The following is a 13,606-nucleotide window of genomic DNA, read 5'->3' on the forward strand; positions in this document are numbered from 1 at the left end:
CGGATTTTGTTTAAATTGTTTAATTGCGATTTAAACAGAAACGTCTGTCAATGACATGGGTTTGGGGAGAAATGCCGTGGCACAAAAGATCAAACTGTCGACAATCGCCGAAAGCCTCGGTCTATCGACTGCCACGATCTCCCTTGCATTGCGCGACAGTCCGCTGGTCGCCTCCGACACCCGCGACAAGATCAAGGAACAGGCCCGGGCGCTCGGTTACATCTACAACCGCCGGGCCGCCAGCCTGCGCACCTCGCGCTCCGGCATTATCGGCGTGGTGTTCCACGATGTGATGAACCCGTTTTATGGTGAAATTCTCAAGGCCATCGAAACCGAGCTGGATCGCAGCCGCCAGACCTTCATTCTGTCCAACCATTATGATTCGGTTGAAAAACAGCGCACCTTCATCGAAACGCTGCTGCAACTAGGTTCTGATGGTATCATCATGTCGCCCGCCATCGGCACGCCGATCGAGGACATGACGCTGGCTGAGGAAAACGGCATGCCCGCCATTCTGGTGGCCCGCTCGCTCGAGGGCGTCGACATGCCGACCTATCGCGGCGACGACAGCTATGGCATTTCGCTTGCGACCAATCATCTGATCAGTCTTGGCCATCGCACCATCGCCATGGTTGGTGGTACCGACCAGACCTCGACCGGCCGCGATCGTTATCAGGGTTATGTCAACGCGCTGCGCAAGGCGGGAATCGAGGTCGATCCGAACCTGCGTATTCCCGGCCCACGCTCCAAGCAGGGCGGTTTCGAGGCCGCAGTGCATTTCCTGTCGCTGCCGCAGAAGCCCACCGCTGCCGTCTGCTGGAACGATCTGGTCGCCATCGGCCTGATGAACGGCATTTCGCGCGCCGGACTGGTGGCGGGCGTGGATATTTCCGTGACGGGTTACGACGATCTGGAGGAGGCGGCCATCGCCACGCCGGCGCTGACCACGGTGTCCAACGGACAGGCCGAGGTGGGGCGCCTTGCGGCGCGCGCGCTTCTGGACAGGCTGGCGGGCAGCCACGAGCCGGATGGCGTGCACCTCATCAAGCCGGAAATGCGCATCCGCCAGTCGACAGGGCCGGTGCGTCCGAGGGTTTGAGCAGCGTTTCTCTCTCTTTCGTCATTCCGGCCTTCAGCCTAAAGCCAGCCAGCTCAAGCCCTTGAGCTGGAAAGACTCTTTGCGCCCCGCCGACGCGCGCCTGAAGTCCGGCATGACGGAGGCGGGCGCGTAAAAAAACGGCATGAAACTTCCGTCTGCCCCCATAGCTTCCCCTTATTGCCCTTTTCACGGCCGCCGTTGTTTGAAAAGATCGCGGCCCAGAAGAGCGGGATGGCGAGTGGTTCGCCGATGAATCCGCTCTGACGATATCGGAATGCAATCAGGAGGAATATCCACCCATGTCTGACAGACAAGCCGTCGTTCTCGTTCCCGGCAAGATCAACCCGCGCGTGCTCGAACGCCTCGAAGGCAAGGTCGAGATCGTGACAGTGCCCGCCGGTGCTGAGCCGGTTCTGCCTGATGGCGCGGCTGAGCGCATTAATGCCATCGCCGTTTCAGGCGTCGTCAACGCCAAATGGATCGATGCGCTGCCGAAACTCGAGATCATTGCCAATTTCGGTGTCGGTTACGATGGCGTTGATGCCAAACATGCCGCCACGCGCGGTATCGTGGTGACCAATACGCCCGACGTGCTGAACGACGAAGTTGCGGACACGACGATTGCGCTGCTGGTCAACACGGTTCGCCGTCTCTATCAGGCCGAAACCTGGCTGCGTGAGGGAAAATGGGTTGGCGAAGGCCCCTTCGCGCTTTCGCCGTTTTCCCTGCGCGGCCGCAAGGTCGGCCTGTTCGGCATGGGCCGCATTGGCCAGGAAATCGCCAAGCGGCTGGAGCCATTCAAGGTGGAGATCGGCTATCATACCCGCAGCAAGCGCGATGGCCTGCCCTATACCTATTACGGTTCGCTAAAGGAGATGGCGCAGGCTGTCGACACGCTGATCTGCATCGTGCCCGGCACCCCGGAAACGCACAAGGCGATCAACGCGGAAGTCCTCTCGGCACTTGGTCCGCAGGGCGTGTTCATCAATGTCGGACGCGGCTCCAGCGTCGATGAGGATGCGCTTTTGCAGGCCCTCAAGAGCGGTGCGGTGGGTGCTGCCGGTCTCGATGTGTTCTACGCAGAACCGAAGGTGCCGGGAGCGTTCCTGTCACTGCCGAACGTTTCCCTGCTGCCGCACGTCGCCTCTGCGTCCATCCCGACGCGCAACGCGATGGCCGATCTGGTGGCCGACAATATTCTCGGCTGGTTTAGGGATGGCAAGGTGCTGACGCCGGTGCCGGAAACGCCGGTTCAGGGATAACACCTCTCCGCCGTCATCCTCGGGCTTGTCCCTAGGATCCAACCAGGTAGCGTTAAATCAATCGGTTGCAGATGCTCGGGACAGGCCCGAGCATGACGAAAGAGGCAAAGTTCCGCGCTAACCCCGCCTCTGCCTATTCCGCAATCTCACTCGTCGCGACCCATCGTCCCTCGACGAAGGACCGGGCCATGGCATGAATGCTGCGCTCGATCTTCAGGCCTTCCTCGAAGTCGATGATATGCGCCGTCTTGCCCTCGATGGCCGCGATCAGTTCCCGGCACTCGATGACCTTCAGATCGTTGAAGCCGAGCCCGTGGCCGGGGGCGGGGATGAAGCGGTCATACGGTTTGTGGTGAGGGGCGGCGAGAATGGTTCTGAAACCCTGCTCCTCCGGGCGCCCGTCCGTGGTGTAGAACTGGAATTCGTTCATCCGCTCCTGGTCGAAAAGGATCGAGCCGGTGGAGCCGTAAATCTGGATGGCGATACGGCCCTTGCGACCCCAGGCCGAGCGGTTGGCGATCAGCACCGCCGAAATGCCGCCTTCGAGCTTCAGAAGCACGCTGGCAAGATCATGCGTTTCCACAGCGCGCTCGCCGCCGCCACTTAGCGGCCGCGTCTCGTAAGGCTTCACCATATCGGTGATCGCGCTTTCGGCATGGCCGAAAAGGGAAAACAGAAGTGACAGCGGATGAACAGCGAAATCATCCAGCGCGCCATAGCCGGAGGAGGCTTCGCTCTTCCAGTAGAAGGGCTGGGTGGCATCCGCCATGAAGTCCTCATCCATTTCCGCACGGACATGGTAGACATTGCCGATCGCGCCTTCGTCGATAAGGCGGCGCATATGGCGGATGACAGGGTTCTGGATGTAGTTGTAGCCCATGGCCGCCGCCTTGCCCGAACGGCGGGCCGCATCGCGCATCTTCACGGCATCCGTGAAGGCAGGCGCCATCGGCTTTTCGCACCAGACGTGTTTGCCGGCATCAAGGGCGGCAATCGCCATTTCGGGGTGAAAGGCATTGGGTGTGGTGACCGAGATCACATCGATTTCAGGATCGGCAAGCAGATCGCGCCAGTCGCCTGTCGAGCGGGCGAAACCGAACTCGGCGGCTTTCTTCGCCGCAAGCTCGGGATTGACCTCTGCCAGTGTGACCAGTCGTGGACGCTCCACATTGCCGAATACGCTGGTGACGTTGTTCCACGCCAAAGCGTGGCACTTGCCCATGTAACCCGTGCCAATAAGGCCAACGCCAAGAGCGGCCATGGTCTCTTCTCCCCTAAATCATTACGATGAAATCAATACGTTCGATTGCTTTTTTCTCTACGGCAATCGCGACGCGGACCTTCCTCGCCCCTCATTCCTGTGACAGGCAGAGGGATGAGGAGGGTGCCGTGGACGCTGGCATGCCTCAGGGATTGTCGCGCTTGAAAATCCAGTCGTGATCGGGGTGGTTCTTGAAGCGCCATTTGCGCATCGGCCCGGCCATCACGTTCAGATAATACATCTCGTAGCCATAAGGCGCGCCGCATGGGTGGTGTCCCTTGGGAACCAGCACGACATCGCCATCCGCCACAGCCATGGTCTCGTCCAGCGACCCATCCTCGGTGAAAACGCGCTGGAAACCGAAACCCTGCGCCGGGTTGAGCCGGTGATAATAGGTCTCTTCCAGATAGGTCATATCGGGGTAATTGTCTTCGTCATGCCGGTGCGGCGGATAGGACGACCAGTTGCCCGACGGGGTGAACACTTCCGTCACCAGGAGACTATCGGCGACATCGCGCTCTTCCATGGCGATGGGGAAAATGTAACGCGTATTGGCGCCTTTGCCGCGCTCGGTCAGTTGCACGCCATCGGGACCGATCTGTTGCGCTTCGCGGCTACCTTTTTCACCCGGTGCGGTGCAGACACCGACGGTGCAATCCGTCGTGGCCGTCAGCGACCATTCGGAGCCGGCGGGGACATAAACGCAGTGCGGCGGCTTGCGCTCGAACACGTTCATGCGGTCGCCGAGTTCACCGAACTCCTTGCCCCCGGCGGAAATCTTCGCCTTGCCTTCGACAAGCACCAGAATGACTTCCGTATCGCCAGTCTTCTCGGCTGCGGTTTCACCGGGCTTCAGACGATAAAGGCCGAAACCGACATAACCCCAATCCGCGCTTTGGGGCGTGATGTCGTGCACCTTGCCGCTTGTCGCGACCGGCTTGCGCAGAAGTGAGGTCATGGTGGTGTTCCTTTTTGGTCAGTCGTTCAATTTATCGGGCGGCTATTCCCGCGTTTCCCTCATCCCTGTGCTTGTCACAGGGATGAGGGAGTAAAGGGCCTCAAGCCGCCTGAGCCTTGTCCAGTCCGGCCTCACGGGCAAACGCCTTCAGCGATTTCAGGCCGAGGCTCTGATATTCGAAGGGGTTGCGCACATCCGGGTCCTGTTCGGCCTCGATGACCAGCCAGCCGCTGTAATTGTGCTCGGCGGCAATTTTCAGAACCGGCGGGAAGTTTACGCCGCCCTCGCTGTCACCCGGCACGGTGAACACACCGCGGCGAACGCCTTCGAGGAAGGAAAGCCGCTCGTTCCGAACCTGATCGGCAATCACCGGCCGCACGTTCTTGGCGTGGATATGGCCGACGCGGTGCATGTATTTCTGCGCGACGCGCACGGGATCTCCGCCGCCGAACAGGCAATGGCCGGTATCGAGCAGCAGATGGGTCTTCGGCCCGGTATGCTTCATCAGAAGGTCGATCTCGTCTTCGCTCTCGACCACGGTTCCCATGTGGTGATGGTAGACGAGGGTGATGCCCTGTTCGGCAGCATAGGCCGCCAGCGCCTCCACACCCGCGCCGAACTTCGCCCAATCTTCAGCCGCAAGGCGCGGACGGTCGACCAGCGCCGTGTCGTCGGCACCGTGAATGGCGTTCGAGGTCTCGCAGACGATGATGACTTTCGAGCCCATGGCTTTCAGCAGATCGAGCGCCGGCTGCATGGCCTTCTTTTCGGATTCGATGCTGTCGGTCAGAAGGTTCAGCGAATGCCAGCCGGAGACGAAGGAAAGGCCGCGCGGCGCAAGCACACCCTTCAGGCCTTCCGGGTCAGTCGGGAACTTGTGGCCCTTCTCGATGCCGTCGAAGCCGATCTTGGCGGTTTCGTCGAGGCATTGTTCAAGGCTGATATTGGCGCCCAGTGTGCGGTCGTCGTCGTTGGACCAGGCAATCGGGTTGGTTCCGTAACGGATCATCTTACTGTCTTTCCTTGATATGGTTTTCGTAGCGCGCGCGCGCCGGTCCGATTTCGGCCCGGTCGGAAACTTCGGGTACCGCCACATCCCACCAGTGGCCACCGGCCTGCGGGGTCGGATAGGGGTCGGTATCGATGACGATGACAGTCGTGCGGCTGGATTCGCGAGCGGACGCAAGCGCCGCTTCCAGCTCGGCGATGGTGGAAACCTTGCGCGCATCCGCGCCCATAGAGCCGGCATGGGCGACGAAGTCGATGGCGATGGGGTTGACGTTGGTGTGGGCGTAGAGGTTGTTGAACTCCGCGCCGCCGGTTTCCATTTGCAGCCGGTTGATGCAGCCGTAACCCCTGTTATCGGTGATGACGAGCGTGATCTTGACGCCCATGGCAACCGATGTCGCAAGCTCGGAATTCATCATCATATAGGAGCCGTCGCCGACCATGACGATCACGTCCCGGTCCGGTTCCGCCATCTTGATGCCGAGGCCGCCGGCAACCTCATAGCCCATGCAGGAGAAGCCGTATTCCATGTGATAGGAAAGCGGCAGCTTGGATTTCCACAACTGATGCAGCTCACCCGGCATGGTGCCCGCTGCACACATGACGACGGTATTGTCGCGCGACTGGCGCTGCACGGCGCCGATCACCTGCATGTCGGTGGGCAGGCTGTTGGCGTTTTCCTCACCCGGTGCCGCCGTATCGGCATCGGCCTTCTCGAACCATGCCGCCTTGAGCTTGGCATCCGGTGCCGTGAAGCGGTGGCTGCCAAGCGCGGCCGACAGTTTTTCGAGACCGATCTTCGCATCCGCCGTCAGGCTGATCGCATCATGCTTGGCGCTGTCATAGGGCTGCACGTTGAGGGCGAGGATCTTGCGGTCCGGGTTCTTGAACAGCGCCCAGGAACCGGTGGTAAAGTCCTGAAAGCGGGTGCCGACGCCGAACACCAGATCGGCTTTCTCGCTTATGATATTGGCGCTTTCGGCACCCGTGACGCCGACCGGGCCGAAGTTGAGATCGTGATCCCAAGCCAGTGCCGATTTGCCGGCCTGCGTTTCGACGACCGGGATGGAATGGCTTTCCGCAAAACGCTTCAGCGTTTCGATGGCGCCGGAAAAATGCACACCGCCGCCGGCAACGATGACGGGGTTCTTCGCAGCCTTCAGCGCGGCGACGGCCTCTTCGAATTCCACCACATCCGGTTCCGGGCGGCGTTGCCGCCAGACGCGCTTTTCAAAGAAGCTGACGGGATAATCATAAGCTTCCGCCTGCACGTCCTGGCAGAAGGCCAGCGTTACCGGGCCGCAATCGGCCGGGTCCGTCATGGTGCGCATGGCGCGGGGAAGGGCGGTCAGCAATTGTTCCGGGCGCATGATACGGTCGAAATAACGGCTAACCGGGCGGAAGCAGTCATTCACCGTCATCGTGCCGTCGCCGAAATCCTCCAGCTGCTGGAGCACGGGGTCGGGACCGCGATTGGCGAAGACATCGCCGGGGATGAGAAGAACCGGCAGGCGGTTGACATGGGCGAGCGCTGCCGCCGTTACCATGTTGGCAGCACCGGGCCCGATAGAGGAGGTGACCGCCATTGCCCGCCGGCGACGCAGCTGCTTGGAATAGGCAATCGCCGCATGCGCCATGGATTGCTCGTTCTGGCCGCGATAGGTCGGCAGTTCCTCGCGAATGCCATAAAGCGCCTCGCCGATGCCGGCGACATTGCCATGGCCGAAGATGGCCCAGACACCGGCAATATAGGTCTCGCCATGCTCATTCATCTGCGCGGCGAGGTAACGAACCATAGCCTGCGCAGCCGTCAATCTGATTGTCTTCACGCTGCCTCTCCCTTTTTGGCGCGCGCCTCATCCCATATGCGGCACAGGCTGGTATAGCGCTGCGCCATGTCCTTCACCGCTTCCTCATCGGTGATCTTGCCACCGAGCCAACCCCGCGCGGCGTCGGCGAAAATCGTGCGGCCAACCGCGAAACCTTTGACCAGATCGAAACCGGCGGCAAGGCGGAAGCTCTCCTCCAGCTCGCTTTGCGGTGCGTCGAGACCAAGAACGACGATGCCGCGCACGTAAGGATCGTTGCGATGCACGGCGTCGCAGGCATTTTTCCAGGCGGCTCTGGTTTTCATCGGCTCCAGTTTCCACCAGTCGGGATAAACGCCGATCTCGTAGAAGCGTTCGATGATGCGCGCGGCGGTCAGATCGTCGGTCGGGCCGACCTTGGAGGGAATGACCTCGAGCAGCATTTCCAACCGATTGCGGCGTGTCGCCTGGAACAGACGCATCACCGTCTCCTCCTGCGCGGCGCGCATTTCATCGGTATCATCCGGGTGATAGAAGCACAGAACCTTGACGACATTTTCCAGCGGCCATTCGGAAAGCCCGCCGAAATCCTTGCCGAGTTCCGGTTCCAGCGTCAGCGGGCGCGAACCCGGCCATTCCACCGGCCGGCCGATCCACAGACCGGAGCCGCTGGCTGCAAAGAGTGCATCACGTCCGAGGCGTCCGTCACAGAGGATACCGTAACCCGCCTTGCCACCGGCGACCGTTTGCGCCGCCTCGAGGCAGAGCTTCTTGAATGCGCCGATGCGCTCATGTTTAATGCCGAGTTCGTCGGCGATCGCTTCCAGTTGCATGCGATGGTCGAAGGCGAAGACGCGCATGGTGTCCCATTCGCCCTTGCGATTGGTTGACCAATGCACCTGTTCCAGCGCCTCGTCCTTGCGCAGCGCCTTGTTGCGGATGCCGGCCTTGAAGAAATATTGCAGCTCTTCCCAACTCGGATAGGCGGGAGTGCAGCCGTGGCGGGAAACGGCAAAGGCGCCACAGGCATTGGCGTATTTCAGTGTCGTCGGCCAGTCCTCGCCGCGCAGCCAGCCACGGAAAAGCCCGGCCATGAAACCATCGCCCGCGCCGAGAACATTGAAGACCTCAATCGGGAAACCTTCGCCCGTCTCGCCATCGTCCAGGCTTGCCGGAATTTCGCCGGCGAAAACCGAAGCACCCATCGGGCCACGCTTGCACACCAGCGTCGCGTTCGACACCTTGCGTACGGCGTTCAGCGCGGCCAGCGTATCGGTCGAGCCGCCGGCAATGTGGAATTCTTCTTCCGTGCCTACAATCAGATCGAAGAGATGCAGGGTGGATTGCAGCTTGGCGGTGACCTTCTGCGATTCCACGAAGCGGCTTTCGCCATCGCCATGGCCGGCAACACCCCAGAGATTGGGTCGATAGTCGATGTCGAGCGCTGTTTTCGCACCGTTTTCGCGGGCAAGTTTCAGCGCCTTCAGCACGGCCGCTTCCGTCTTCGGATGCGACAGATGCGTGCCGGTGGCGCAGACACAGCCTGCTTCGGCAATAAAGGCGGGATCGATGTCGTCTTCGCTGAGCGCCATGTCGGCACAGTTCTCGCGATAGAAAATCAGCGGAAACTGGTTCTGGTCGCGAATGCCGAGAAGCACCAGCGCCGTCAACCGCTCCGGGTCGGTTTTCACGCCGCGTACGTCCACGCCTTCGCGCACCAGCTGTTCACGGATGAAGCGGCCCATATGCTCGTCACCAACGCGGGTGATGACGGCGCTGGCAAGGCCGAGCCGCGCAGCGCCGGCCGCAATATTGGTGGGGGAGCCGCCAATATATTTGGCAAAGGAGGCCATGTCCTCCAGCCGGCCGCCGACCTGCGAACCATAAAGGTCGACCGACGAGCGCCCGATCGTGATAAGGTCAAGTTTTTTCAAAAGCTTCCTCCTTCGGACCCCGCATTGAGGGAGCCTGATGCCAGTGGGCCTCCTCCGCCCACTTTCTGTCTCACCACCTTCGGGTGCATTCACGAGACGGACAATTATGGAATGCCCGTTTCATGAATTTGGATCATAAATTCTATTTTTTATGTTTTCAATAAAAATATTCAGGCTGTTTTGCGTGTTCCCACAGCGACAGCGAGTGTGATGGCGAGACAGAGCGTGGCGGAAAGCGAGCGAAATGCACCAAAATCGATTTCCGTCACCGTGAGCAGCGTCGCGCCGGACTTGCGCAGCGGATTGACGGCCGAATCGGACATGGCGACAACGGGAATGCCGTTGGCGCGGGCCATCTCGGCCAATTCCAGCGTTTCCGCCGAATAGGGCGAGAAGGTGATCGCAATCAGCGCATCGTCGCGGGAGATGGCGCTCAGATTGCCAAGGCCACCGACGGCGCTGTGCAAAACCGCAGGTACCTTCATTTTCTCGAAGGCGTAAGCGAGGTAACTGGCAATGGGGAAGGAGCGCCGCAAACCGATGATATGCACGGTGCGCGCCTGTGCCAGCGCCGAGACCGCCTCGTCAAGCTGCCGTGTATCGACCGATTTCAGCAGCATTTCCAATGAAGAACGGCCAGCCTCCACGAACTCCGCCAACAGGCCCGACGCGCTCTCGTCGCCCTTTTCGCGCAGGTGGTCCAGCCGGGTCGCATAATCCGGCCAGCCGCCGACATAGGAATCGCGAAACAGGCGCTGCATCTCCGAAAAGCCGGAAAAACCCATGATCTGGCAAAAGCGCATGAATGCAGACGGCTGCACGCCGGCACCTTCTGCCATTTCGGCGACGGTGGAAACGGCAATGCGATCCTGATTGGACGCGACATAATCTGCACATTGACGTAATCGTTTCGGCAGGCCTTCCGCGACCTGAAGCAACCGCTCCTCAAAAGCCTTCACGGAGTCTGGCGCATCGATTGCCGTCATTGTCGTTCCTTTGTGCAGATTGAAATCGTGTGCACTTTAACTGCAATGGAATTTTTATTCCATTGTGTTTTTTGAGATATGATTGATGGGCGAGAGTAGGGACAGGAGTAGCCAGCATATTCTCCTCATCCCTGTGCCTGTCACAGGGATCCAGTCGACGCGCGTCCGCGCGGCGATAGAGTTCTTTAAGCCCAAGGACTTGGGCTGGCTGGATTTCTGTGACGAGCAAAGAGATGAGGGGAGTATAATGTTCTCTCTTGCCGTATACCCGGATAAAATGCATATTTTATACATGAATGGCTACGTTTATATTTTGGCATCAAAACGAAACGGTACGCTCTATACTGGCGTGACGAAGAATTTGTCGAACAGGCTTTTCGAACATCAGAATGAACTAACACCCGGCTTCACCTCGCAATATGGCGTGAAAACGTTGGTCTGGTTCGAGGAATACGACCTGTTGACCAGCGCGATAACGCGGGAAAAAACGATTAAGAAATGGCCGCGACAGTGGAAGCTCAATCTGATCGAGCGTACTAATCCGGAGTGGAATGACATCTCTAGCTATTTGCACGATTTATGACCGGGACTTGTGATCGAACCACTGACGGTTCCCGCACACTCTCCTCATCCCTGTGCTTGTCACAGGGATCCAGCCGATGCGCGTCTGCGCGTCGAATGGAGTCGTTTCAGCCCAAGGACTTGGGCTGGCTGGATTCCTGTGACAAGCACAGGAATGAGGGGAGATGTAGGCGCTGCCTGCGGTCCCTTACTCTAAAAGCCGTTCCAACCGAAAACTCTTCTGGTTTTCAGCTAGATGGACTCAGTGCAATCCACCCACACCAAGATGCGTATCAACAATATCCGGGTTCGCCGCAAGATCGTCGGACGGTCCTGACCAGACGATGCGGCCGCGTTCCATGATGATGGCGTGGTCGGCGAAGTCGATGGCCATCTGGATGCGCTGTTCGATGAGAAGAATGGTCATTTCGCCCGATTGCGCGAGTTTCGAGAAGGCCGCCATCAGTTCCTCGCAGATAACAGGGGCGAGACCTTCGAGGGGTTCATCGAGGAGCAGCACCTGCGGCTGGCCGAGGATGGTGCGGGCAGTGGAAAGCATCTGCTGCTCGCCACCGGAGAGTTGCGAGCCGAGATTGCGGCGTCTTTCCTTCAGGCGCGGAAACAGCGTGTAGGCTTCCTCGATGGCCGATTTCGGCCGGCCCTTGAGGCCGACGAAGAGGTTTTCTTCGACTGTGAGTGTCGGAAAGACATCGCGGGTTTGCGGCACGTAACCGAGACCGGCGAGGGCGCGGGCAGCACTTGGCAGGGCGGTGATGTCCTGCCCGCCGAGATGGATATCACCGGCAAATCGTTTCGTCTGCCCGGCAAGCGTGGCAAACAGGCTTGTCTTGCCAACGCCGTTACGTCCGAGCACCGCGAAACGCGAACCGGCGGGAACGGAGAGCGACAGACCCTCGATGACACGGGTGGGGCCGTAACCGGCGGTCAGGTTGGCGATTTCAAGCGGCGCTGCGGGCATTGGCGTAACTTCCGAGATAGGCTTGGCGGACTTCTGCGTTGCTGGTGACTTCGCCAGGCGAACCGTCGAATATGACGGCGCCTGCGGCGAGCACGACCACACGTTTGGCGAAACGGAAGACCAGATCCATGTCGTGTTCGATCATCAATATGGCGAGGTCGGCGGGCAGGCGATCGAGCGCCTGTTCGATACGCGCCGTTTCCGTCGAGGGAACGCCGGCGGCAGGTTCATCAAGCAGCAGGATTTTGGGCCTGAGCGCCATGGCAAGCGCGATCTCGATCAGCCGCTGCTGGCCATAGGCGATTTCACGGACGCGGGTTTCGGCGATGGCAAGCAGGCCAAGCGTTCCGAGAATGTCGCGCGCCTCGCTCATCACCGTTGGCATGGCGCGGTAACGGCCGAAAATCCGGCCCGTCCTACCTTCCCTTTGCAGAATGGCGAGTGCGACATGTTCCTCCGGCGTCATGTCCTGGAACAGCCGCGTCACCTGAAACGAGCGGACAAGTCCGCGCTTAACGCGCTGACTGGCGCTGAGCCCCGTCACGTCTTCTCCGGCAATCCGCACGGTTCCGGCGGATGGCTTGATGTTTCCGGTAACGAGGTTGACGAAGGTGGTCTTGCCGGCGCCGTTGGGGCCGATCAGCACGGTGCGATCGCCGGGCGAAAGCGACAGCGAGACATTGTTGGTAACGACGAGACCGCCGAAATTTTTCTGCAGGCCGGAAACTTCGAAAATGGCGCTCATTTGCGATCTCCCCGCAGGCGCGCGATGATCTGTTCGCCCGCGCCATAAAGGCCGCGCGGCGCAAACAGCACGACGGCGATCAGAAGCAGGCCGACGATTGTGAGCCAGTGGAACGGATTAGCGGCAGAAACGACGTCCTCGAACCACATGAAGGTGACGGTGCCGATCAGCGCGCCATAAAGAGAGCCCGCGCCACCGAGAACCAGCATGACCAGCGCTTCGGCAGACAGCGTGAAGCTGAGGCTGTCGAGGCCGACCACCTGCGTGGAGATGGCGTTCAGCGCGCCGCCGATTCCCGCGACGATGCCTGATATCACGAACATCTTCAAAATCGTGCCATTGACCGAACCGCCCATGGCCTGAATGCGGATGCTGTCCTGCTTGACGCCGCGACACAGCATGCCGAAGGGCGAATTGACGACGACGCGAAGTGCCAGAAAAACCAGAAGCAGCAGGCAGACGCCGTAGATATAGGCGGTGCGGCCGTAAAGATCGAATTCGAAGGTGCCGAACAGCGCATCGGGCGAGACGCCGGCAAGCCCGTCGCTGCCGCCCGTCCAGTCCGACGCCTTGTTGGCCGCCTCGTGAAAAAGATGGACGACGGCGATGGACAGCACCAGCTGCGGCAGGCCGTGCGCGCGCAACAGAATGGTGCCGGACAGCAATCCCGCGATGCCGCCCACTGCTGCGCCGATGAGGGTCATGAGAAGCGGGTCGGTGATACCGTAGTGGGCAGCGGCAATGCCGGCGGCATAGGCGCCGGCACCGAACAGGGCCGCATGGCCAAGTGTCGCCACGCCGCAATAGCCGGTAACGAGATCGATGGAGAGCACGAGAAGCGCTATCGCGATGATGCGCGTCAACAGCGCCAGATTATCCGGAAACAGGAAGTAACCGGCGATGGTGGCGATGATGATGAGCAGCGGACCGCCAATCGCGCGCAGGGGCGAGCGGGCCTTCGCCGTTTTTGCCGTTTCAGTGAGGTCGTTCATGAGCACCGCCATC

Annotated in this window: 12 protein-coding genes; 3 read left to right on the forward strand and 9 right to left on the reverse strand. The window is 60.2% G+C overall.

Features of this window, described 5'->3' with window-relative positions; all coding sequences use genetic code 11:
• The first annotated feature begins 76 nt into the window (after positions 1–76).
• Both F617_RS0123720 and F617_RS0123730 read left to right on the forward strand, forming a co-directional pair.
• On the forward strand, positions 77–1,099 hold the full coding sequence (locus F617_RS0123720) for a LacI family DNA-binding transcriptional regulator (RefSeq protein WP_004430963.1): 1,023 nt from the start codon (positions 77–79) through the stop codon (positions 1,097–1,099).
• A gap of 299 nt (positions 1,100–1,398) precedes the next feature.
• The gene (locus F617_RS0123730) at positions 1,399–2,361 is read left to right on the forward strand and encodes a 2-hydroxyacid dehydrogenase (protein ID WP_019566979.1); all 963 of its coding nucleotides are present in this window, start codon (positions 1,399–1,401) and stop codon (positions 2,359–2,361) included.
• A gap of 133 nt (positions 2,362–2,494) precedes the next feature.
• Here F617_RS0123730 and F617_RS0123735 read toward each other — a convergent pair whose 3' ends face one another.
• The 6 genes from F617_RS0123735 to F617_RS0123765 all read right to left on the reverse strand — a co-directional run bounded on the left by F617_RS0123735 (position 2,495) and on the right by F617_RS0123765 (position 10,316).
• Positions 2,495–3,622: a Gfo/Idh/MocA family protein gene (locus tag F617_RS0123735; protein ID WP_019566980.1), complete on the reverse strand. Its 1,128-nt coding sequence runs from the start codon at positions 3,620–3,622 to the stop codon at positions 2,495–2,497.
• A gap of 145 nt (positions 3,623–3,767) precedes the next feature.
• Entirely contained in the window at positions 3,768–4,580 is an 813-nt protein-coding gene (gene iolB / locus F617_RS0123740; protein WP_013762346.1) for a 5-deoxy-glucuronate isomerase, read from the reverse strand.
• Between the two features lie 100 nt (positions 4,581–4,680).
• Positions 4,681–5,589 (reverse strand): myo-inosose-2 dehydratase, encoded by a 909-nt coding sequence (gene iolE / locus F617_RS0123750; protein WP_019566982.1) that lies wholly within the window; start codon positions 5,587–5,589, stop codon positions 4,681–4,683.
• Position 5,590: 1 nt separating this feature from the next.
• The gene (gene iolD, locus F617_RS0123755) at positions 5,591–7,417 is read right to left on the reverse strand and encodes a 3D-(3,5/4)-trihydroxycyclohexane-1,2-dione acylhydrolase (decyclizing) (protein ID WP_019566983.1); all 1,827 of its coding nucleotides are present in this window, start codon (positions 7,415–7,417) and stop codon (positions 5,591–5,593) included.
• Entirely contained in the window at positions 7,414–9,330 is a 1,917-nt protein-coding gene (gene iolC / locus F617_RS0123760) for a 5-dehydro-2-deoxygluconokinase (protein ID WP_019566984.1), read from the reverse strand. The genes iolD and iolC overlap by 4 nt, the downstream gene beginning before the upstream one ends.
• A gap of 170 nt (positions 9,331–9,500) precedes the next feature.
• Positions 9,501–10,316: a MurR/RpiR family transcriptional regulator gene (locus F617_RS0123765; RefSeq protein ID WP_004430982.1), complete on the reverse strand. Its 816-nt coding sequence runs from the start codon at positions 10,314–10,316 to the stop codon at positions 9,501–9,503.
• A gap of 292 nt (positions 10,317–10,608) precedes the next feature.
• Here F617_RS0123765 and F617_RS0123770 point away from each other — a divergent pair, with 292 nt between their 5' ends.
• Positions 10,609–10,899, forward strand: a complete 291-nt coding sequence (locus tag F617_RS0123770) for a GIY-YIG nuclease family protein (protein WP_026331043.1) — start codon at positions 10,609–10,611, stop codon at positions 10,897–10,899.
• Positions 10,900–11,139: 240 nt separating this feature from the next.
• Here F617_RS0123770 and F617_RS0123775 read toward each other — a convergent pair whose 3' ends face one another.
• From F617_RS0123775 to F617_RS0123785, 3 genes are read right to left on the reverse strand one after another with little or no spacing between them, the layout of a single operon-like run.
• A complete protein-coding gene (locus tag F617_RS0123775) occupies positions 11,140–11,856 on the reverse strand; it encodes an ABC transporter ATP-binding protein (RefSeq protein ID WP_004430985.1) in 717 nt (238 codons plus the stop codon).
• Positions 11,837–12,601, reverse strand: coding sequence for an ABC transporter ATP-binding protein (locus tag F617_RS0123780; RefSeq protein ID WP_004430987.1), 765 nt, complete (start codon positions 12,599–12,601; stop codon positions 11,837–11,839). The genes F617_RS0123775 and F617_RS0123780 overlap by 20 nt, the downstream gene beginning before the upstream one ends.
• Positions 12,598–13,605, reverse strand: a complete 1,008-nt coding sequence (locus tag F617_RS0123785) for a branched-chain amino acid ABC transporter permease (RefSeq protein ID WP_019566986.1) — start codon at positions 13,603–13,605, stop codon at positions 12,598–12,600. The genes F617_RS0123780 and F617_RS0123785 overlap by 4 nt, the downstream gene beginning before the upstream one ends.
• Position 13,606: the final 1 nt, after the last annotated feature.

Source organism: Agrobacterium sp. 10MFCol1.1 (assembly GCF_000381165.1).
GTDB lineage: Bacteria > Pseudomonadota > Alphaproteobacteria > Rhizobiales > Rhizobiaceae > Agrobacterium > Agrobacterium tumefaciens.